Below are 20,860 nucleotides of genomic sequence, written 5' to 3'. Positions count from 1 at the left end.
TACTTGATTGAGATTCGATATTATTAACTTAGTACGAAAATGAACATAGGGGGTTTCACATTGAGTATGATAAAAACGATTGAATTATGGCCTGGAGCATCCAAGATTAGCATAGGTGAATATAACCAAGGATGTCCGAGTTTAACTTTATACCCTGTGTCTAAGGAAGGCCTGAGCTCTGCAGTTATAGTATGTCCCGGAGGAGGCTACGGTAGGCGTGCTTCTCATGAGGGAGAGCCCATTGCCAAATGGTTAAATGGACTTGGGATTTCAGCTTTTGTTTTGAATTACCGCGTAGCTCCTTACGAACACCCAGTTCCACTCCAAGATGCGCAGCGGGCAATTCGAACAGTAAGGCATTATGCGGAAGAATGGCAAATCGATCCGAACCGTATTGGTATTCTCGGCTTCTCAGCAGGTGGACACCTAGCTTCTACAGCAGGCACACATTACGATGCAGGGGATCAGGAGTCCGTCGATCCGATCGATAGACAAAGCAGTCGTCCTGATGTGATGGTTCTCTGTTATCCCGTTATTTCATTCTCCGGAGAGTTTGGACATGTAGGTTCGAAGGTTAATTTACTGGGAAAAACGCCGGATGAGAAGTTGGTCTCGCTGCTATCCAATGACCAACAAGTAACAGAGCATACGCCACCGACTTTTCTATGGCATACAGCTGATGATGAAGCTGTTGCCGTTGAGAACAGTTTGTTATTTGCAGGGGCGCTTAGCCGCAATAAAGTGCCTTTTGATTTGCACGTTTTTGAGAGCGGGCATCATGGTATTGGCCTAGCGGATGATCATCAGGAAGCTTACATTTGGCCTGAACTATGTGCGAATTGGCTCAAAAAGCAACAGTTTGCATGACCAAGCTCTCTTACGAATGCCATATGCTTGGAGATTCGGCTATTGTGATTAGGCTTGGTGCGGACATTGATGTATCCATTCTAAATCGAGTACGTCAGTTAACAGCTTATTTAGAGAATAATCGTTTTGAAGGTTTTATCGAAATCGTAACGGCTTATACAACAATCACGATCTATTATGACAGCTTCCAGGTGTACAACCACTATTCAGAAAAGGGAACCACCCGCAAAAATGGGCGTGCCAGCTGGACGAATACGTTACTACCCTTTGACATTGTCTTATTACATATACTACATCTCTTGGATAATTATGAAAATGAAAATGAGGATGATGACATCGCGCCTGATCGAATCATTGAAATCCCAGTTTGTTATGGTGAAGATTATGGTCCAGATCTTGCGGATGTTGCGGCCTATCATCATGTTAGCAAGAAAGAGATCGTGAACCTTCATGCCTCGCAGGTCTATCCGGTATATATGATTGGCTTTGCACCTGGATTTCCTTATTTGGGTGGATTGAATGACAAGCTAGCTACACCAAGGAAATCGGTACCTCGGACGAGGATACCTGTCGGTTCGGTAGGCATTGGAGGCGCTCAAACAGGCATTTACCCCTTTGAAACGCCGGGCGGCTGGAATTTGATTGGTCGTACCCCGCTGGCTTTATTTCGTCCAGAATCCGATCCGCCATCTCTACTGAAGGTAGGAGATCAAGTAAGATTTGTTTCCATCACAGCTGAGCAGTTTCAATATGAAGAAGAGAGGAACAGGGGAAATGGGCTTTGAGGTCATCAAGCCGGGATTATTATCAACCTTGCAGGATGAGGGACGGTATGGACAGCGGAAATATGGCGTCATTACTTCAGGCCCCATGGACCTCTTTGCGCATAGAGCAGCCAATATAATCGTTGGGAATGATTGGGACGCAGCTGTTCTGGAAATGACACTGCTAGGACCGAGCATGGTAGCGAAGAAGAATATGCTGCTGTCTTTATGCGGAGCTGATATGGAAGCTGATGTGGATGGTATTCGAGTGCCATTGTGGCGACCATTTCTGATCCGCAAAGGATGCCAGCTAAATGTTCATTATGCCGTTAAGGGCTGCAGAGCCTACTTAGCTGTGCATGGGGGTTTCGAGGTGAAACCTGTGTTGGGCAGCAGAAGCACCTATTTACGTGCAGGAATAGGCGGTCACCAAGGCAGGGCATTACAAGCGGGGGATGTTATGCAGGTAAAACAAGAAGTGATAGGCGGTAATCTTCATCATCCTGGGTCTGTGAGTGCCTTTATTCGTCCGGATTATGAAGAAAATCCAGTGGTGAGAGTCGTACTAGGGAAGGAGGCCGCCTTTTTTACAGACGTAAGCAGACGGATCTTGCTGGCTCAAAGCTATATCGTTACCGCACAATCCGATCGAATGGGTTATCGGTTGGAAGGGGTGAGGCTTGAACTATCTGATGGCGTACCGAGTGAGATGATCTCTGAAGCGGTCGTCCAGGGTACGATTCAAGTACCCCCAAGCGGTCAGCCGATCCTGCTGATGGCGGACTGCCAAACAACCGGAGGCTACCCGCGTATCGCGCATGTCATCACAGCCGATCTTCCCTTAGTTGCGCAGGTTAAACCAGGCGGAAAGCTTCGTTTTCGGGAAGTCAGCCACCGGGAAGCCCAGGAGCAGATCTTGCTGCAGATGATGGATTTGCAGCTGCTTGAGGCTGGGGTTCGGGCTTGGGTACGGGATCGTGGGGGGATTTAGGAACTGAAGGAATGAAGGAATGAAGTGCTAAAGAGTTGAGTTGCTTAGGGCTGAGGAAAGAAGAACAGAAGAATAGAAGAATAGAAGAACAGAGGAAATGAAGAGCTTAGGACTGAAAAGAGCAGGGAATGAAGTAATGAAGGAAAGAACTGAGGAACCGTGGACTATAAAGAAGGAAAGAACTGGAGAGTTGGGAGTGAGAATTCTGCGTATTGACTTGAATTGTGACATGGGCGAAGGCTTCGGCGCTTATCGCCTTGGCCGGGATGAGGAGCTGCTCGACTTCGTCAGCTCAGCCAACATCGCCTGCGGGTTCCATGCAGGCGATCCCTCAACCATGCGCAGCACCGTGCAGCTGTGCTTGCGCAAAGGCGTTGCGATCGGGGCCCATCCGGGCCTTCCCGATCTACAAGGCTTCGGCCGGCGCGAGATCGCGATCACGCCGACCGAGGCTTACGAGCTGACGTTGTATCAGCTCGGGGCGCTGCAGGCGTTCGTCCACGCCGAAGGCGGACGCCTGCAGCACGTCAAGCCGCATGGCGCGCTCTATCACATGGCTGCGAAGCGCCATGATCTCGCCGCGGCCATTGCGGCTGCGACCGCCAACGTCAGCGCGGAGCTGGCGCTGTTCGGCCCGCCCGGCAGCGAGCTGCTGCGGGCGGGTGCCGCCGCGGGGCTGCGGACCGCGAGCGAAGCCTTCGCGGACCGCAGCTACCAGCGGGACGGCACGCTGACGCCCCGCGATCAGCCGGGGGCGGTGCTCTCCAGCGCCGCCGACGCTGCGGCGCAGGTCGTAAGGCTTGTCCGCGAAGGGAAGGTCCTCTCCCGAGAGGGAGAGGATCTGAGCATGCGCGCGGACACGATCTGTATCCACGGCGATGGTGCGCACGCCGTGGAGTTCGCGCGCGACATCCGCGCGCTGCTAAACAGCAGCGGCATCGCGGTAATGGCGCTCGGGCATTAGATCTCTCCATTTTGGTCTAAACGTAAGTTTTGAAAGTTTGGTTCACCCTGACGTTTACAATTTCATAAGGTATGAGTTCAATTACTAGAGGCTGCTGACATTAGGTCGGTGGCTTTTTCTCTTCTACCATTTATTTTGAATGTCCAATCAGGTTGTGGTTCTCGACATAGAATAAGTTGACACTAATATCCCTAAATTGCTCTGTTGAGATGTCATTACTTGAATGGGGGATGCTGCCTTGATTAAAATGGACGAGTACATGAAAAGGAAAATAAAAGGGAAGAAATACATTGGGGCTGGGGGAACGAGAGTTGTATACGATTTAGGTAACGGGTATGTGTTGAAGATAGCAAAATCAAAAAAAGGAATCAGATGCAACAAAATGGAAGTAAACCTGTATAAATCATCTTTGAAACCGATAAAAAAATATCTTGCGCAAATTATTGATTACGACACGGCATATCGCTGGGTAACCATGAAAAAATATGATCGAAAATTTCCCGATTCTCCAATATATAGACGACAACTTATGAAATTAGTAAAGAAATTTATGGGCAATAACATCATTCCATCAAATGGTGTGGGTCAGTATTATGACCCCCATACTCCTAACCTGCGTTTAAAACGGAATAATCAGATCGTGGTCATTGATTATGGGGGATTTAAATATGACCATTCGAAATAATCCATACCCATAAAAGAATCAAGCAGGCAATTACTTAACTTTCTGCGAGTTTAAGTAACTGCCTGCTTCTTTTTTTCTAAGACTGACCAATTAACATACTGTTAAGTAAGGAAATGGGTGCGAAAATCAACTTCAGATTCATCTTTCTCAGCTCAGGATCATCACTCCAAATAGGCAGTTAACGGCATGTAGGAGATTGTCTATTCATTGTACGGTGAATAGACAGCCTCCCCAGGTCCGTTAAACGTCTATTTCCGGTTGGTTTCATTAGCTATGTGCGTTAATTGGTCTGTCGTAGTTTTTTTCGCTAAGCAACACGTTTTGCAAACAAATAGCGATCTCTCCAATACGTATTAAAATCAGTAAACGTAACACCGGGTTCCCCGTACGTATTAATGAATCGCCCATTACCCGCATATATCCCCACATGGCCTACAATGCGATTGTTGGCAAACCGCCCAGGTGTGTAAAAGAACATCAGGTCACCGGTTTGCAAGTTATTGATGTCTACGGTTTGTCCTACTTGCGCTTGAGATTGTGAAGATCTTGGCAGATCAACGCCGAAATGGGAATACACATACTGGACGAAGGAAGAACAGTCAAACGTATGCGTACTATCGTAGGGTCCCGATGAAAATACGTACGGCGTTCCTAAAAAGTTCTGGGCATAGCTTATTAAGTTACTTTTATCTACATTACTCACGGATAGGCTCTGTAATTGTTTTGTTGAATTTCCGTGCTGCTGTACAGATGCACTTTGTTGTTCGGACAACGCATTTTGATTGATCGGATTAAAGACAACCTGCGAATTTTGAGCGTTCCAATTTACTGGGGTACCCATCAAAGTTGATAACGCCTGTGTTGTCATATAAGGTTTGTGATCGAATAATCTCGGAGCCTGCGGAAGTTCGATGGGTTTATCGCCTACAAAAGCTTGAGTTTGATTCATTTTAACGGAATAAACGGGGTCCGTGGCACCCATTGTGAAACTGTCGCCCACGTAGTGCAAATCAAAATCTATCGATGCAGAGGTTTCCTCCAGCGGTACCCAGACTAGTCCGTTTGTTTCACTGTAAACCTTAACATTGGAAAATGTCGAATTGTTCGATACAAACATGCTGGCACTCTGGCCGGCTTGGGCAGGGGCAGGGGCAGGGGTAGTCGTAGGCGCACCGATGTTTTGAGTTTGTTTATTTGTACAACCTTCACCCATGAAGATCATAGTGATACAAAGAGTGGTTAAAACAAACTGCCATTGCGTTTTCTTTTGAAGCGTCATAAATAAAACCCCTTTACCAGTTATTATGGGGTAGTTTTTGTCAGGAAAAAATAATTATGCATGAAATAGACTCGCTACAAGAATGTTATAACTAGGAGAAAACGAATATAACCATTCTTTCACTTGAGAACAAGCTGGAAATATGAGTAAATATAGAGGTAGCCGGCCGGCTAATTCCTTCGGAAAGGAGTGATCAAGGTGATTACAACAAATGCAGAGGTGGTCTCTGCGTAAGCAGAGACCATCGTTCCAAACGGGGGTCGCTAGGCCCCCGCATAATTTTTACTAAGCGAGTAGACAGCGAGATGCTTTTTACATATAATGAGAATGTGAACACGTAGTGAACACCAATATTTAGGAGAGACTTTGCTCTCCAACCCAAATCCCAAAATACAACTATAAGGTGAAAGGAGTGCTTTTTAATGAACACAATGACAGTAGCGATGAATGTTGCGGCCGCCGCAGAGGTACTCGTCTCCTAACTGAATATCATTCGTGGAATAACCGTTCACCTGAAGTGTATAATTGCATACAACCGGCAGGCACGATTATGATCGTGTTTTTTTTATTCCATTTTTTGAGAATGGTAGGAGGTTATGGGGCGATGAAGATACTCTCTGCAAATCAGACAAAGTTTAACTTTGCTCGACAATTTGAGGAGGTTTTCATCCATGAGTTACAAGAACGGGAAAGACGTTCTTCCCCCTAACCTATTAAAACAATTACAAGAGTATATCCAAGGTGAAATTGTATATATCCCTAAGAAAGAGCAGAAGCGCGCTGGATGGGGAGAAAATAACGGAACACGCATTATCATTGAGCGTAGAAATCGAGAAATTTTCCGGTTGTACCAAACGGGTTCCACCGTGATGGAACTAATCAAAGTCTTTCATTTATCGGAAGACAGCATCCGTAAAATCATCGTGAAAACACGCGAATTAACAACTAATAAAGCGTAGAAGCGGCATCCCTAGAGGTGCTGCTTTTTTTTCTTCGACGGACCAATTCACGCACACAGCAAAAGAAACCAATCCGAAATAGACGTTTAACGGACCTGGATGCCGTTAGAGCGATGATTCCGAGCTTACGGACGTCAGCGCCGTTATTCGGTTGCCATAAAGTCGATTAGGAGACCAGATAAAGACTGCTTCGAGCGGCTTGTCGGAGAGGGGAACTGTTCGCTTATCTCGATTGGGTCCGCCTATGCAGACTCGCTCGTCCGCTGCGTTCATTGATGTAGTGACTCATTTAGGCATCAATCACCGAACTGCCGTTCGAACGCTACAGTCGCTCTGTACGAAGGGGTGGTTTTTCCGCTGTCACAGGGGCAGCAGTCAAAAACGTCGTGCGATACGATCTTCAACGAAGCGCAAATCAGCTTTTGTAAAATGGCTGCATGTATACATCCTTTTTACCTCTTATTTAACTCGGTAAATAAAATCTCTGCAAAAATACACTTTTTCGCAGCTACTTCTGAGGTACAGGCAGAAATGCTGCAATAATACTGTATATTTGCAGGAATTCCTTCCTAATCGTCGGACTCGATTGAAAAGACTGCACTTATGCAGGCTTTTTCAGCAGATAAAGAAAGTATAAGTTTTATACATTGATTCGCAACTACCTTGACAAACGCGCTCGTCCCAGAAGGACGACGGAGTTGTTTATCCTTGGACCGCGTAACTATTTTTATGATGGTAAAGCCTACTGTTGCATACGCCAATGGGAACGACGATGCGCTATTCGTCGAAAAAACTGCCTTTTTGAGCATTAGGGGGAACGTGGGTGCGCTATGTAACCATTTCTGGCTAAAATTCGGCGCTCAAGGGGGAATTAGCGATTCGACGTTCCGCAACGATAGCTTTATAACCACTTATTAGAAAAATAGCGCATCGACGTTCCCATTCGTGTAGAGTGGAAAGAAAACGATGATCCATTCCGGTGCCAATCGGAAAACATGTTTGATTGCCGTCAAATTAAAGGAAATGCTTTTATTTTCTTGAAATTAAAAAGAAAGAATATGTAAATGAGCGTCCGGTCCGCTCTGGAGGTGGTGCAAGATAAATGCAAGATGAGCTGGATATACGAAGTTTTATCGGCACACATGATGCCGATTTTTATGATGATGGATTTCACCGTCATTCGGCTGTTGAAATCAGTATCGTGTTGGAAGGACGGTGCTTGTTCGAGTGGTCGAGGCGAAGCTGGATGGAAGCGGGCCATATCGTTATTATCCCGTCAGACTTGTCACACAGGTTTGAAGCCGTGACGAATGTGAGGTTTGGGGTTATTTTGCTGCAGGGCGTAACGGCACGTACGATGGAGCTGGTCGCAAAGCTCGGAGGCAGCGGATTTACTGGCGACGGAGGTGCAGATAGCTCACCTTTCTTCCTTGCTTTATCCCGATTGGATAAAGAGCGATTCGAGCGATTGTTCCGGGAGTGGCTGCGGATGAAAGCGTCGTTCTTAAAGGAAAAACAAGCTAATTATTCGGCATGGATGGAAGTGCTGCTGCTTTTTTTGCTTGAACACTCGCAGCAGGATTTGCAGGGGATGACGGTGACGAAAGCGGCTGATTACATCCGTGAAAATGTGCAGGATTCGGTTCACATTTCTGATTTGGCTGAGATGGCCGGTTTTACGGAGGCTGCTTTTCGCCGCGTTTTTGAACAAATGTACGGCGTTAGCCCAAAGCAATATCAGCAGCAATGCCGTTTGCAGGAGGCAAAATGGCTGCTTAGCTCAACAGATAAGGATATACGTGAAATCGCCGAACAGGTAGGCTTTTTCAGGCTGCATTCCTTTTCACAATGGTTTAAGGAGCAAGAAGGACACCCGCCTACCGTTTGGCGAAAAAGTCAACGGTTGCAGCACGGTTCGGTGCTGGACTAGCTTCGTTTTGCGTAAATTGCTGTTCGGTTTCCCTAAATACAAGCGCTTTCTGATCCGATATGCTAATGGAGTAAACGTAAACACTTAGGGAGGGTACGACAGATGGAAAAAGTAAGAGTTGGATTTATCGGTGTAGGCGGCATGGCGGAGTACCACATGAAAACATTGCAGCAAATCGATGACGCAGTGATTACGGCCGTATGCGACATGAACGCAGATCGTGCGAGGGAGATAGCTGAAACTTTCGGCGCAAAGACGTACGAAACTTTGGAACAAATGTTGGATGCTGGGGTAATCGATGCGCTTTATATATGCACGCCGCCTTTTGCTAGGGAAGGGATTGAAGAAGCGGCTGCCGCTCGAGGCATTCATCTGTTATCGGAGAAACCTACCGGCTTGCATATGGAGGAAGTGCGTCGTAAAGAACAGATCATTCGTGAATCTGGCATCATTCATTCGTCAGGCTATTGCCTGCGCTATCTGGACACTGTACAGAAGGCAAAGACGTACTTGGCTGATAAGCAAGTAGATATGGTGCTCGCGTACCGAATTGGCGGCATGCCAGAAGTAGGTTGGTGGAGGCTTATGAATCTTTCGGGCGGTCAACTTGTTGAGCAATCGACGCATCAAGTGGACTTAATTCGTTATTTGGTTGGTGAGTTTGACTACGTCCAAGCGAACTACGAGCAGCGGCATATCCATCGAAATTATCCAGAGGCAACGGTGTATGATGTGGGTATCGTATCCTTCGGCCTCCGCAGCGGGGCCCTAGGCACGATCAGCAATACGGTCTTGTCCCGTCAAATTGGACGCGGGGATGTGGAGTTTTTCGGGCATGACTTCTACGTATCAATAAGCGGTATGACGGTTCGGATAGTGGATGACACGCAAGACATAACTTTGACGTCGGAGATGGATTTTTACCTTGAGCAGAATCGGGCGTTTGTCGCAGCTGTGAAAACAGGACGGCAAGAGCTAGTGCTCGGTGATTATAGCGAAGCGGCAGCGACACTTGAGGTTACATTGGCAGCGAATGATTCGGCGATTGCGAAGCAAACGATAACGATCACTTCGGCATAAGCATACGAATGTTTTTATTTTGAAATACACGAAGGAGGTTTAGGCATGTTAAAAGGAGTAAATCAATGGTGCTTCCCCGAAGGGCTGCCGCTTCAGCAGTTATTCTCGATTAGCCGTGAGGCCGATTATGACGCGGTTGAGCTGAATGTTAATCCATTAGGCGGCGTTGGTTTGACCATGGAAACGACGGCGTCGGAGGCAGAGGCGATTGGTCGCTTGGCAAAAGAGCACGGTATTCAGCTTCGAAGCTTGTCTACCTCTTTGCTGTGGCAATCCCCGCTATCTTCCGCGGACGCGACTGTACGTGAGCAGGGACGTCGCGTTGTCGAGAAACAGCTGGAGCTAGCGGAGCTGCTAGGCATCGATACGGTGCTTGTCGTACCTGGAGCCGTCAACGAGATGACTCCGTATGATGAGTGCTATGACCGCAGCCGTGCGGAACTAGCTCTGTTGGTGAAAGAAGCAGAAAGACGTCGCGTTCGCATTGGCATCGAAAACGTGTGGAACAAATTTTTGCTTTCGCCGCTTGAAATGCGTGCTTATGTCGACGATCTTCAATCTTCTTTTCTTGGGGTTTATTTTGATGTAGGCAATATTTTGCATAACGGTTACCCGCAGCAGTGGATCAAAATTCTTGGTTCACGTATATTCAAAGTACATGTGAAGGATTACCGACCAAGCGTAGGCAATGGCAACGGCTTTGTCCCGCTGCTTGCAGGAGATGTCAATTGGACGGCGGTCCGCACAGCACTAGAGGACATCGGGTATGCCGATACGGTAACGGCTGAAGTAGGTCTTTATGCAGAAACTCCGCTGCAGACGGTGTATGACACTTCTCGGCACTTGGATATTATTCTTGGCGGAGCTGCGCGGTAGTAGAGAAGTCAGAAGAATCGCTTCCATGAGAAGACCCCGGCACATCAAGTGTCGGGGTCTTCTCATATCAAAGTGATTGGACTCTAAATCTTAAATACGTGTCAGCTCCGAATGAACGACGCGATGTGCTGCAACATACTTGTTTTTAGGGCTGATACCGAATACAGCAAACAGTATATCCCTATCGTTCGACGAAAATTGCACCTCGTACGCTTTCGCCTTGGAAACATCAATGATTTTAATCGCAGAAGACAACGGACCGACTACAAAGGAGAGAGAAGCAATCAATCGCCGTCTTCCATTTAAGGCAAATACTTTGACGTGAACTTTTTCCTGATCGTCTCGACCACGATGAGCGGCATTAATAATAATATTTTTCGAAACAATTCTGTTGCTGAAAGCAAGATTATTTAAGGGACCGGTTGAATATTTTATCATTGCCAAGGATTCAACACCTCCATCTTCAGATGGAATACTTTATGTTATGAATCATAGATTGTCACGGCTAACTTTACCCATTGTTAGAATCAGCGCACAGAAGACATACTGTCATGCAGTATGTCTTCTGTGCGCTTGAGAGAAGGGATGCTTTCATGTCTCAGCGAATTAATGGAATTAAATGAGAAACATCTGAATTCATCGATTAGGTAGGAGGAGTTATTATGATTTCTGTATTCGTTTACGGCACATTGCTTGCGGGAGAGAGTAATCATCATGTTGCTGCACCTTTTTTACTCTCCGTGCAACCGGGTACGATATTTGGACGTCTATATGATGTAGGCCTCTATCCAGCTCTTGCTCTTACGGAGGGGGATCATAAAGTGATTGGCGAATGGTTCGAAGTAACAGAGGAAGGGCTGCAAGCGATGGATATTCTGGAGGGTTACAACGGTCCCGGTGCCACTAATGAGTATGAAAGAGTGTGGGTCAGCGATGTTAATGGCTCGCGTGAAGGCTGGGTTTATATTTGGGGAAATATTAGCGGGCTCGTAGAGATTAACAGCTCCTCATGGAGAGCCTATTCAGCCCAAAAAAACAAGTGAAAAGTTCGGTTTATTTCGACTAATTTCTATCCTGCCAGAATGCATGATGCTATAATTAAGTTAATTTATTTAGGTCGAGGAGAACGCCATGTCTGTTTATAAAATATTGCTTGCAGATGACGAAATCGCGCTGCGTTTTCTGCTTACTGAAACTCTTTCTGATGAAGGTTATGCCATCTCGGAAGCTGAAGATGGTCAACAAGCGATGGAGCAATTGCAAAAAGAAATCTACGATCTGATCATACTTGACTATATGATGCCGGAGCGGACGGGTGTTGAAGTCTGTGAATGGCTGCGGCATAGCGATAATGCCAATCGGGATATACCGGTTATTTTGCTGACGGCTAAAGCCTTGGATAAGGACAAAGAAAAAGCCAAAGCAGCAGGGGTAACCACCTATATTGTTAAGCCATTCAGCCCTCTTCAATTAATTGATACGGTCGGACAATTATTACAACGTTAATTCGAACTATATAAAGATTATTTTATATATAAAAAAGGATGATTGGTTGTCATGAGTTATACGAATCTAAAGGGGTTGAAGGACTCCAAGTCAGAATCAAATAGAGATGCAAGAATTCTTAGACAAGGAAGAAAGCTGTTTATCCATGAATTTGAAAAACAGCTTAAACAGCTTAACTCGCTGCTTGATACGATTCAGTTGACTGCTGTAGCCGATGATTTAAAACAGTTTTATCGCATTGTACATACGCTTAAGGGCAGTGCGCCTATTTTTGGTTATGTCCGGATCGGTAAACTGGCTGAGGATATGGTTCGTGCCTGGGAATGGACGCAATCCATGGATAATGACGGAGAAGAGTTACTCTTGGCGATCAACCCGATTATTGAGAGCGCAGAACGCAGCATACAAGCACTTCGTGAAATGCATATGGAATATGATATCGGTGTAACGGAAATACAGATGGACGAACAGCAGGATCCTGGAGGCGGCTCTTTGCTTGGTTCTATGAAGAGTCGATTGCTGCTTGTGGATGACGACGAGGTGCTGCGCACTTATTTGACCCGTCGACTTCGACTCGATGATTGTATTGTTGATGAAGCAGCCGATGTGGAGAGCGCCATGAAATTATTACGTGAACATACGTATGATTTAGTGACGCTAGATCTCATGATGCATCCTCAGTCGGGGTACGAGCTATTTGAATTTCTCAAAGAGGATCCGACATTGAAATGGTTACCGCTTATTGTATTGTCGGGACGTAACGATTTGAATGATAAAGTCCGCTGTTTCCATTTAGGAGCCGATGATTATGTGACGAAGCCATTTCAGTACGAGGAGTTGGCTGCAAGAATCTATGGATTGCTCAAAAGGACTAAAAATTTCGAACAGCTTGCCTTCCGTGATCCGCTGACCGGGGTGTTCAACCGTCGCTATTTTGATCTTCAAATTGGTATGGAATTGCAGCGTATTGAGCGCTATCCGGCACCGATCGCTTTAGTTTTTATAGATATTGATTGTTTTAAACGGATCAATGATACTTACGGACATCACGTAGGAGACTTGGTGCTCCAAGGTTTAGCTCATTTGCTGCAAGTGAACTTGCGATCGACAGACCTGTTAGCACGTTTTGGCGGCGAAGAGTTCGTTATTGCCCTACCGAATACAACAGTGGAGCAAGCATTTGCAACCATGCAGGCCATTCTTAATAAAGTACGTTTTAATGCCGTTGCACAGTACGAGGGTCAAACCTTCTCGATCACTTTTTCAGCAGGTGTTGCAGAGTGGCATAAGGGGATGACGGTTTCGGAGTGGGTGGCTGAGGCTGATGATGCGATGTACCAAGCTAAGCAACAAGGTAGGGATAGAATTGTTAGCGCTTCGGAAGAGGATGAATGGTCAGAGCAACGAAAGTTAACAGCGAGTCCGCAAATTGACAAGAAAAATCTGCTCATTGTGGATGATGATCCGATTTTACGAGCGATTCTCACTTCACATTTAGAGCATTTACCGATTACCATTACCCATGCTTCCGATGGAGATGTTGCGCTCGGCTTGCTGCTCTCCAATACCTATGATGCTTGTATTCTCGATGGAATGATGCCGAAACTTGATGGGTTCTCTTTGTTGTCGCAGATAAAGAAAGATCCGCGTCTAAACGTTCGGGATATGAAGGTACTTATGCTTTCAGGTAAGAAGAAGGAAGATGATCTAGCCAAAGGCTTTCAAATGGGAGCAGACGACTATATGACGAAGCCGTTCTCGCTCGTTGAGTTGGAAGTTCGCGTGAGAAAGTTAATGAACTTAGTGTGATAAACAAATATAAATTGCAAGGCTGCTTCTGCCATTTATGTAAAAATATTGCTCGCGGAACTTAGAGACCTTATTTTGCTCAAAACCGCTTATTTCCAGTTTTCGCGGAACTAGGGACCGCTATTTCCTGTATTCGTGCTGTAAAAGCCGTGAAAACACCAAAATAGCGCCGCTACGTTCCGCGTGCCAGCGCCATATCGGCATTTTCGCCGAAATAGAGGATCCTCATTCCCCGTCAACCATCTCAAAATGTATGGGTTTGCATGCAAAAGGACCGTCAGGGTGATTCCCTGGCTCCTTTTTTATTTGCTAGAGAATTTTTCTATGTGGAATAAAAAACCGATAATCATTTCGAAAAATAAATGATATAATCAGAAGCGTCTATGTATAATAACGGCGCTAATTATCCAGTGTATTCAGTCAGAGTGAAAAAGGAAGGTTAAGGAAGAATGATATGCATAATTGGTCAAAGACACTAAATCTCAGAACTCCTTTTAAAATCTCTTTGGTCTATTTGCTTATAGGAAGTCTATGGATTATCCTGTCCGATAGAGTTATGGACATTCTTAACTTATCAGGGGCAATCACTATTCATTCAACTAAGGGTCTATTTTATGTATTACTTACAGCGTTGGTTCTATATTGGTGGGTAACACGTTTGAAGAAAGCCCTTACAGAAAGCGATGAACGGTACCGAATACTTGTAGAGCACTCACCAGAACCGTTAGTTGTTCACAGTAAAGGAACAATAGTCTATATCAATCCAGCCGGTGCGGAGATATTTGGCGCAGCTAGCCCAGAGGAACTTATTGGTTATCCCATAATGAATTTGGTGCATCCTGATTTCATTGACATTGTTAAGGAACGAATTAGGCTGATCGAAGAGGAGAAGATGCCTTCTGCTCCCATCCAGCAGAAATTTCTTCGTATTGATCGTCAAGTTATTGATGTAGAAGCCAGAGCGGTACCTATTATCTACTTAGGTAAACCGGCAGTTCAGCTTATATGTAAGGATATCACTGAGCGTAAACGAGCCCAACGTTTGCTGGAAGAGAGAGAACAGAGTTATAAGTCCCTTGTTGAAAATAACCCCGATGCTATACTTGAATTAGATCTAAATGGACGAATACTTCATCTGAATCAAGCTACGGAAAGGATTACGGGTTATCAGAAGGAAGAGCTGCTTCATCAAACCTTTTGCCGTTTGATGGTAGGCGAAGATTACCTTAAAGCAAAAAGTCTGGTTGAAGCTTCGACAAAAGGTGAATCAAACAACATCGAAGTCGCCATTACGAATAAACGAGGCTACAGTGTCGAATTAAATTTAAAGACGGTTCCAATTATCATAAATGATAAGATCGATGGTGTTTATGGCATTGCAAGAGACATAACCGAACGTAAAAGGACAGATGAACTTCTGATAAAGTCAGAAAAGCTATCGGTCGTAGGGCAGCTAGCCGCCGGAGTTGCTCACGAGATTCGAAATCCATTAACTTCACTTAGAGGATTTGTCCAATTATTACAAACCAAAACGGATAATTATAATGAGTATTTTCAAATCATGTTGACGGAATTAGACCGAATTAATTATATCGTGAGCGAGTTTTTGGTTATTGCCAAGCCGCAGGCAGTAAGTTTTGAGATGAAGGATCTTCGCAAAATTCTGCATGATGTGATCTCGCTGCTTGATACACAAGCCATTCTTAGTGATGTGCAAATTCATACGACGTTTGATCCAGACATTCCATTAATCAATTGTGAAGAAAATCAATTAAAACAGGTCGTTATTAATATTCTTAAAAATGCGATTGAAGCGATGACCGAAGGCGGTATTATCGAAATTATTATGAAGATAGATGACAATAAAATTGTTATTCGGTTTATTGATCAGGGATGTGGAATTCCTGAAGAACGCATAGGGATGTTAGGAGAACCCTTTTATACGACAAAAGAAAAAGGAACTGGATTAGGATTAATGGTGAGCCAAAAAATCATTGAAGCCCATCACGGGAGTCTTAATATAATGAGTCAGATCGGTATAGGAACAACAGTTGATCTTATTTTACCTTTAAATCCAAAATAGATAGGCTTGTGTATGAACTCCTGTATAGGGGTTTATTTTTTTTCTGAAAATACGATGACTTGACAAACAAATTACCCTAAAGTTAGCATAGTATTATGACAACTGGGTGGAGTGGAGAATAAGAAAGGATTTACACCAAAGGAGGAACGATCATGTACCAGGGAGACGAACAAAGCCAGCTTGATTTAAGACTATTCCGAATCTGGATTAAAGCTTCTAAAGCTATAGCAGATAATGCCAAACGAGATATCGAAAATCATGGAATCAGTCCTGACCATTTTATGATTCTAGAGCTCCTTTACAACAAAGGGCCTCATCCTATTCAAAGGATTAGTGAAATATTTAGTATTCCAAGCGGGAGTATTACCTACGTGGTAGATAAGCTTGAGCAGAAAGATTATGTAAGACGACAATCAAGTCCTACGGATAGAAGAACCTCCATTGTCGCTCTTACTGAGAAGGGGGAAACCTTATTTAACGAGATTTTCCCGAAACATGCAGCTGTTATATCTGAGAATCTCTCCTTTATAAGCAATGAGGAAAAACTTCAGATGATCGTTCTGTTAAAGAAACTGGGGTTTGGAGCACAAGAACTCGGTAAGGATAAATAAGGACAATACGAATCAAATCAAGTTATCCAGGAGTTGCTGGATAGCTTTTTTTATTTAGATTTCTTGTTAAAGATGGTTGACAAATAAATATCCTAATGGTAGTGTATATTACAATAACATTAGGATATCTAATTATAGGCTATCTGTATGGTGAGAAAAGGGGAGAGTTATATGCATATGATATCAATTATTATTCAAATCATTTTAGCGCTGGGGTTTCTGATGTTTGGAGCGCTGAAGCTCGGTTCGAAGCAAATGGTGGATGAATTCACACGTTATGGGATGCCTCAGTGGTTTAGGGTTATAACTGGATTGCTCGAAATTGCCGGTGCCGTACTCCTTGTTGCAGGAATCTGGAATAATAGTCTTGTTGCTATTGGGGGTTGGCTCTTGGCCGTTATTATGGTTGGTGCTGTCATAACGCATCTACGTATTAAGGATCCCGTATCTAAAATAGGCATGCCCATTATTTTAATTATCCTTACGTTGGTTGTCTTGTTTATAAAATGAGAAGTACTGCTCTAATGTTCAAACTAATAAATGCCGGGTCCTGTTCAACAGGATCCGGCATTTTGACCACATAAGCGTATAAGATTACGGTTGTAGTAAATAAACCTGCAATTATACATGCTTTTTTTCTTTGAATAGCTCCAATTCGTAAATTCCTGCAATCTTGCAGGCTTTTTCGGTCTTTTTTTAATTTCAGGGTGGTAAAGCTAAAAATTCCTGCATATTAGCAGGCTTTTCCTTTATTCAAACGATTTTTAGCAAAATACCTGCACTTTCGCAGTTATTTTGGCTCTTGACTAATAGTTCTCCTCGACAAAAGCGCTTTGAATCCACATCTATCTCTCCCATGCATAAAAGAATGGGTTACACCAAGGACCAGCCTGAGGTTTTTTCTCAGTAGATAAGACTTCCATGCCGCATTGCGGCACCAATGATGAATGAAAATTTTTAATTTTCAGGGCAGAAAGTATAAGTTTTATACTTTTGCTTCGCATCTACCTTGACAAACGCGCTCTTCCTAGAAGGATGACGGAGTTGTTTATCCTCATTATTATTTTGCTTATACCCACTCGCCTTTTGCTGTATATATGGTTTTACCGCCGATTTGAATTGAGATATGGTCTTCCTTATGAGATGCTCGATGATACAGAATGGAAGGACGCATGATTTCAAAGCCTTGTTCAACGCTGATATCGATGGATTCATTGCCGAAATAGCGATACTTGACCAAGTATCCGGCCAAATCGCCATTGGCTCAATGAGTTGGAAATATAGATCACGATTCACCTTACAGCACTGAACGTCTTTCAAGCTTTTTAGAGGGACAATTAGGGCTGGCAGCCCAGTAGAAACCTCCTGAATAGGATAGCGTGAATCAATGCCCGACGCTGGAATTCCTAGAACTGATGCGATTGTATCTAGATCGATAATCTCTCCAAATACAGGCGGCTTCTGCTGCATCCAAGCCATACTGGGGTTATCCTCATCAAAAGTGACCGGTATTTGACCGATTTTTAAATTAAGCGCAATTTGATGGACAGGGTGTCCTATGATATCTTGTTGAATGATGTACGCTGTACCTAAAGTCGGATGACCGGCGAACGAAACCTCCTCTTTCGGGGTGAAAATACGTACATCATATCCACCATTAATAGGCTCTTCGGACATGATAAACGTTGTTTCGGAGAAGTTCAACTCGCGGGTAATGGCAAGCATTTCCTCTGATGAATACACCTTACCATATTGTGTTTAATTTGCGAATTCAATCCGGCTAAGGTTTGCGGCAGAGCTGCTTTCTGCTAGAGTAAGGGTATAGGAAATGATACAGGAAAAGGAGTGGGGCGGTTGTCTGACAAAGAAAATCTTGTACGCTTCGGTATCTCCATGCCGCAATCTCTCATAGAGCAATATGACCGGCTCATTGCTTTACAGGGCTATGATAATCGTTCTGAAGCCATACGTGATCTTACGCGCAAAGCGCTGTTAACTTCTAGCAGCATGCAGCCCGACGAAACCGTAGCTGGAACGATCGTGATGGTATATGACCATCATATTCATGATTTGCCGATTACCTTGATGGAGCTGCAACATGATTACCACTCTGCGATTATTTCAACGATGCATATCCATTTAAACCATCAGCAATGCTTGGAAATTTTAGTTGTTCGCGGTAAGGTTCAGAAACTCAGAGAGCTTCAACAGCGAATTCAAGTACTCAAAGGTGTAGGTTATGCGGAGCTGTCTGTTACGCATGTGGACGAGCATGGGCACTCGCATGAGCATCCTCATTCTCATTTGTAGAATTCGTAGTTGTCATGTTTTTTTGTTAAAATTACCGTACGGAGGTGCGATATGTCGGTTAAAAAGTGGTTCAGTTTAGAAGAGGCAAATGACATGCTGCCGTTTGTTGATCAGGAATTGAAGAAAATGCAAGCATTGAAGCACAATTTTGAGGAAAAATATGCAGAGCTCCGTATAAAGAAAAACGACCATGCAGAGAAACCTGGCGCAGAGAAGGACCCGTTTTTCGTCATGGAAGCAGAGCTGGAATTTCTTCAAATCGAAGCGCGAGGGCTTATTCACAATTTTCAGCTTACGGGTGTGGAACTCAAGGATATAAATACTGGTCTTGTCGATTTTCCCGCGTTGATGGAAGGACAAGAAGTACTGCTTTGTTGGAAACAGGGAGAGGATAGAATTCGTTATTACCATGGCAAACAGGATGGATTTGCTGGACGTAAACCGATTTCGGAATAGAGGAACTTACGATGCAAAGATCTTTACGGTATACGTTCAACCGCTTTGTGATTATGCCTTCATTGTTGATATGCATGTTCGCCTTCATTCTCTTGAGCGCAGTTGCTGTTCCTCAGACGGCCTCTGCTCATGCGTCATTAGTGCAGGCCCAACCTGAAGCGGGCACCAAGCTTGAAAGCTCACCCCCTCAAGTTGCTGTTACCTTTAATGAACAGTTAGATGCAGGACTTTTTTATATCAAAGTATTGGATCATAACGGTGACGAAATTACAAAGAATAAAGCTTATATGAACAAAGAGCAGACTGGTTTAATTCTTGATCTGCCGAAGTTAGCTGAGGGCTTTTATTTGATCAGTTATCACGTCATTTCCGCTGACGGTCACCCCGTTGCAGGGAGTTATCCGATAACGATTGGCAATCCGCCGCAAGAAGAAGCTCTTGATCTGCCTTCCGTATATGGTGGGCACAATCATGGAACGGGTCAGTTAACAACGAAAGATATTCTCCAATATGCGTCTCGCGGACTTTGGTATTTGATGATTTTGACGCTATCTGGATGGGTAATCTGGTTAAGGTTGTTGAGAGCTAGTGGGGCAGAGACACGGAAATCACTTTCAGCTTGGACACTCAATCTCCAGCGTGCACAATTAGTGGCCCTATTGCTGCTCATTTTCACACATATCGAAGATCTTCTTGGTGGCGGTGGGGTGGAAGAGATATGGAAATTATTTAGTGCAACCACTATCGGTATTTCCTGGGCGTTTATGCTAGTGCTATCCTTCCTTGGATTTGTACTTGTAGGCAGGTCAAAGTGGTTAGATTTATTATGGCCTTTGTGTTTCCTGGCTGTGAAAAGCTTTAGCGGTCACGCGGCTTCCTTCACTCCTATATGGGCAACAATCGGGCTGGATTTTATTCACCTCGTCGGCGCGGCATGTTGGGTTGGGGGCTTAGTGCTGCTCTATGCGAAATGGCGTCAAAAAAGTGATGATGTCAGTTCCTATATGCAGCAATTTTCGAAAATGGCTTTGATCTCCATCCTTGTACTAACCCTATCCGGATCTTTATCCGTCTTGTTGTTCCTGCCAAACTTACGTTACTTGCTTTACACTTCGTGGGGAATATTGATGCTTGTGAAAATTAGTGCTGTAGTACTTGTGATACTCATTGGTTTTATTATTCGGCTCAATTTGCGCAAACAAAAGGCGAAACAATCGGTTGTCTGGATTAAGGTTGATCTTACCTTTATGGTGATTATCGTGCTGCTGGTAGGGCTCATCACATATATGGCGCCAATTCCTGTCAATGAGCCGCTGCAGTGGCATCAGATGGGCGAGAAGGTCCACGTATCTGCTGATATTACGCCTAAAATCCAGGGCACCAATACCTTCGTAGCGAAAGTATGGCTTCCAGAAAAAGCAGGGAAACCGAAGCAAGTGCTTATGCTGCTTCATTATTTAGACGATAAAGAAATGGCGCCAATTTCTGTGCCAGTAACAATGTACGAAGACAACACACAAGAAGAATCTTATGGGTTTGTGAAATTCAGTTACAAAGCACAGGGGGCATACCTGCCGTTCCGCGGTAATTGGGAATTAGAGATGCGTGTCATGGACGCGGATGATAATGAAACAGTGTACAACAAAGAATTTATGGTGTATTAAAATGGTTTGAATACATGATGGCTGAA

General features: G+C 44.5%; 21 protein-coding genes. 18 read left to right on the top strand and 3 right to left on the bottom strand.

The window, feature by feature from the left end; genetic code table 11:
• The first annotated feature begins 66 nt into the window (after positions 1–66).
• The 5 genes from ASG93_RS21145 to ASG93_RS21125 all read left to right on the top strand — a co-directional run bounded on the left by ASG93_RS21145 (position 67) and on the right by ASG93_RS21125 (position 4,271).
• Positions 67–867: an alpha/beta hydrolase gene (locus tag ASG93_RS21145; RefSeq protein ID WP_056834920.1), complete on the top strand. Its 801-nt coding sequence runs from the start codon at positions 67–69 to the stop codon at positions 865–867.
• Positions 831–1,652 carry a 5-oxoprolinase subunit PxpB gene (gene pxpB / locus ASG93_RS21140; RefSeq protein WP_321166697.1) on the top strand — a complete coding sequence of 274 codons (822 nt, stop codon included), beginning with the start codon at positions 831–833 and terminating at the stop codon, positions 1,650–1,652. The genes ASG93_RS21145 and pxpB overlap by 37 nt, the downstream gene beginning before the upstream one ends.
• The gene (locus ASG93_RS21135) at positions 1,618–2,622 is read left to right on the top strand and encodes a biotin-dependent carboxyltransferase family protein (protein WP_235550924.1); all 1,005 of its coding nucleotides are present in this window, start codon (positions 1,618–1,620) and stop codon (positions 2,620–2,622) included. Before pxpB ends, ASG93_RS21135 begins: the two co-directional genes overlap by 35 nt.
• Positions 2,623–2,824: 202 nt before the next feature.
• Complete coding sequence (locus ASG93_RS21130; protein ID WP_056835167.1) at positions 2,825–3,586, top strand: LamB/YcsF family protein; 762 nt, start codon at positions 2,825–2,827, stop codon at positions 3,584–3,586.
• A gap of 238 nt (positions 3,587–3,824) precedes the next feature.
• Positions 3,825–4,271, top strand: a complete 447-nt coding sequence (locus tag ASG93_RS21125) for a hypothetical protein (RefSeq protein ID WP_056834916.1) — start codon at positions 3,825–3,827, stop codon at positions 4,269–4,271.
• A 307-nt stretch (positions 4,272–4,578) separates the two neighbouring features.
• On the opposite strand, the gene ASG93_RS21120 is transcribed toward ASG93_RS21125, so the two are convergent.
• Complete coding sequence (locus ASG93_RS21120) at positions 4,579–5,550, bottom strand: C40 family peptidase (protein ID WP_056834914.1); 972 nt, start codon at positions 5,548–5,550, stop codon at positions 4,579–4,581.
• 671 nt (positions 5,551–6,221) lie between these two features.
• Between ASG93_RS21120 and ASG93_RS21115 the strand changes: the two genes are divergently transcribed.
• From ASG93_RS21115 to ASG93_RS21095, 4 genes are all read left to right on the top strand, one after another.
• Positions 6,222–6,509 carry a CD3324 family protein gene (locus tag ASG93_RS21115; RefSeq protein ID WP_056834912.1) on the top strand — a complete coding sequence of 96 codons (288 nt, stop codon included), beginning with the start codon at positions 6,222–6,224 and terminating at the stop codon, positions 6,507–6,509.
• A gap of 1,102 nt (positions 6,510–7,611) precedes the next feature.
• Positions 7,612–8,439: an AraC family transcriptional regulator gene (locus ASG93_RS21105; protein ID WP_056834908.1), complete on the top strand. Its 828-nt coding sequence runs from the start codon at positions 7,612–7,614 to the stop codon at positions 8,437–8,439.
• Between the two features lie 102 nt (positions 8,440–8,541).
• Positions 8,542–9,519: a Gfo/Idh/MocA family protein gene (locus tag ASG93_RS21100; protein WP_056834906.1), complete on the top strand. Its 978-nt coding sequence runs from the start codon at positions 8,542–8,544 to the stop codon at positions 9,517–9,519.
• Between the two features lie 45 nt (positions 9,520–9,564).
• Positions 9,565–10,395: a sugar phosphate isomerase/epimerase family protein gene (locus tag ASG93_RS21095; RefSeq protein ID WP_056834904.1), complete on the top strand. Its 831-nt coding sequence runs from the start codon at positions 9,565–9,567 to the stop codon at positions 10,393–10,395.
• Between the two features lie 90 nt (positions 10,396–10,485).
• Here the strand turns inward: ASG93_RS21095 and ASG93_RS21090 are convergent, their stop codons facing one another.
• Positions 10,486–10,839: a hypothetical protein gene (locus ASG93_RS21090; RefSeq protein ID WP_056834902.1), complete on the bottom strand. Its 354-nt coding sequence runs from the start codon at positions 10,837–10,839 to the stop codon at positions 10,486–10,488.
• A gap of 218 nt (positions 10,840–11,057) precedes the next feature.
• Between ASG93_RS21090 and ASG93_RS21085 the strand changes: the two genes are divergently transcribed.
• From ASG93_RS21085 to ASG93_RS21060, 6 genes are all read left to right on the top strand, one after another.
• Positions 11,058–11,438, top strand: a complete 381-nt coding sequence (locus ASG93_RS21085; RefSeq protein ID WP_056834900.1) for a gamma-glutamylcyclotransferase — start codon at positions 11,058–11,060, stop codon at positions 11,436–11,438.
• An 88-nt stretch (positions 11,439–11,526) separates the two neighbouring features.
• Positions 11,527–11,901 (top strand): response regulator, encoded by a 375-nt coding sequence (locus ASG93_RS21080; protein WP_056834898.1) that lies wholly within the window; start codon positions 11,527–11,529, stop codon positions 11,899–11,901.
• 51 nt (positions 11,902–11,952) lie between these two features.
• The gene (locus tag ASG93_RS21075) at positions 11,953–13,710 is read left to right on the top strand and encodes a response regulator (protein ID WP_056834896.1); all 1,758 of its coding nucleotides are present in this window, start codon (positions 11,953–11,955) and stop codon (positions 13,708–13,710) included.
• 658 nt (positions 13,711–14,368) lie between these two features.
• Entirely contained in the window at positions 14,369–15,793 is a 1,425-nt protein-coding gene (locus tag ASG93_RS21070; protein ID WP_235550923.1) for a PAS domain-containing sensor histidine kinase, read from the top strand.
• A 152-nt stretch (positions 15,794–15,945) separates the two neighbouring features.
• Positions 15,946–16,404, top strand: a complete 459-nt coding sequence (locus ASG93_RS21065) for a MarR family winged helix-turn-helix transcriptional regulator (protein WP_056834892.1) — start codon at positions 15,946–15,948, stop codon at positions 16,402–16,404.
• A 171-nt stretch (positions 16,405–16,575) separates the two neighbouring features.
• Positions 16,576–16,914 (top strand): DoxX family protein, encoded by a 339-nt coding sequence (locus ASG93_RS21060; protein WP_063891919.1) that lies wholly within the window; start codon positions 16,576–16,578, stop codon positions 16,912–16,914.
• Between the two features lie 447 nt (positions 16,915–17,361).
• Here the strand turns inward: ASG93_RS21060 and ASG93_RS21055 are convergent, their stop codons facing one another.
• Positions 17,362–18,147 carry a PhzF family phenazine biosynthesis protein gene (locus ASG93_RS21055; RefSeq protein WP_268796037.1) on the bottom strand — a complete coding sequence of 262 codons (786 nt, stop codon included), beginning with the start codon at positions 18,145–18,147 and terminating at the stop codon, positions 17,362–17,364.
• Between the two features lie 111 nt (positions 18,148–18,258).
• Here ASG93_RS21055 and nikR point away from each other — a divergent pair, with 111 nt between their 5' ends.
• From nikR to ASG93_RS21040, 3 genes are read left to right on the top strand one after another with little or no spacing between them, the layout of a single operon-like run.
• Complete coding sequence (gene nikR, locus ASG93_RS21050) at positions 18,259–18,714, top strand: nickel-responsive transcriptional regulator NikR (protein ID WP_082615001.1); 456 nt, start codon at positions 18,259–18,261, stop codon at positions 18,712–18,714.
• A gap of 51 nt (positions 18,715–18,765) precedes the next feature.
• Positions 18,766–19,170, top strand: coding sequence for a DUF2203 domain-containing protein (locus ASG93_RS21045; RefSeq protein WP_056834888.1), 405 nt, complete (start codon positions 18,766–18,768; stop codon positions 19,168–19,170).
• Between the two features lie 11 nt (positions 19,171–19,181).
• Positions 19,182–20,834: a copper resistance CopC/CopD family protein gene (locus ASG93_RS21040; RefSeq protein WP_056834886.1), complete on the top strand. Its 1,653-nt coding sequence runs from the start codon at positions 19,182–19,184 to the stop codon at positions 20,832–20,834.
• The last annotated feature ends 26 nt before the right edge of the window (positions 20,835–20,860 follow it).

Source organism: Paenibacillus sp. Soil787, from assembly GCF_001429545.1.
In the GTDB taxonomy this organism is placed as follows: Bacteria; Bacillota; Bacilli; order Paenibacillales; family NBRC-103111; genus Paenibacillus_E.
This window is presented reverse-complemented; position numbering and strand designations above follow the sequence as displayed.

Excerpts from the sequence above, each read along its gene's own strand:
- ASG93_RS21060 (WP_063891919.1), top strand. The coding sequence starts at position 16,576 with ATGCATATGATATCAATTATTATTCAAATCATTTTAGCGCTGGGGTTT.
- ASG93_RS21040 (WP_056834886.1), top strand. The coding sequence starts at position 19,182 with ATGCAAAGATCTTTACGGTATACGTTCAACCGCTTTGTGATTATGCCT.
- ASG93_RS21120 (WP_056834914.1), bottom strand. The coding sequence starts at position 5,550 with ATGACGCTTCAAAAGAAAACGCAATGGCAGTTTGTTTTAACCACTCTT.
- ASG93_RS21100 (WP_056834906.1), top strand. The coding sequence starts at position 8,542 with ATGGAAAAAGTAAGAGTTGGATTTATCGGTGTAGGCGGCATGGCGGAG.
- ASG93_RS21065 (WP_056834892.1), top strand. The coding sequence starts at position 15,946 with ATGTACCAGGGAGACGAACAAAGCCAGCTTGATTTAAGACTATTCCGA.
- ASG93_RS21145 (WP_056834920.1), top strand. The coding sequence starts at position 67 with ATGATAAAAACGATTGAATTATGGCCTGGAGCATCCAAGATTAGCATA.
- ASG93_RS21085 (WP_056834900.1), top strand. The coding sequence starts at position 11,058 with ATGATTTCTGTATTCGTTTACGGCACATTGCTTGCGGGAGAGAGTAAT.
- ASG93_RS21095 (WP_056834904.1), top strand. The coding sequence starts at position 9,565 with ATGTTAAAAGGAGTAAATCAATGGTGCTTCCCCGAAGGGCTGCCGCTT.
- ASG93_RS21045 (WP_056834888.1), top strand. The coding sequence starts at position 18,766 with ATGTCGGTTAAAAAGTGGTTCAGTTTAGAAGAGGCAAATGACATGCTG.
- ASG93_RS21115 (WP_056834912.1), top strand. The coding sequence starts at position 6,222 with ATGAGTTACAAGAACGGGAAAGACGTTCTTCCCCCTAACCTATTAAAA.
- ASG93_RS21105 (WP_056834908.1), top strand. The coding sequence starts at position 7,612 with ATGCAAGATGAGCTGGATATACGAAGTTTTATCGGCACACATGATGCC.
- ASG93_RS21080 (WP_056834898.1), top strand. The coding sequence starts at position 11,527 with ATGTCTGTTTATAAAATATTGCTTGCAGATGACGAAATCGCGCTGCGT.
- ASG93_RS21075 (WP_056834896.1), top strand. The coding sequence starts at position 11,953 with ATGAGTTATACGAATCTAAAGGGGTTGAAGGACTCCAAGTCAGAATCA.
- pxpB (WP_321166697.1), top strand. The coding sequence starts at position 831 with ATGTGCGAATTGGCTCAAAAAGCAACAGTTTGCATGACCAAGCTCTCT.
- ASG93_RS21135 (WP_235550924.1), top strand. The coding sequence starts at position 1,618 with ATGAAGAAGAGAGGAACAGGGGAAATGGGCTTTGAGGTCATCAAGCCG.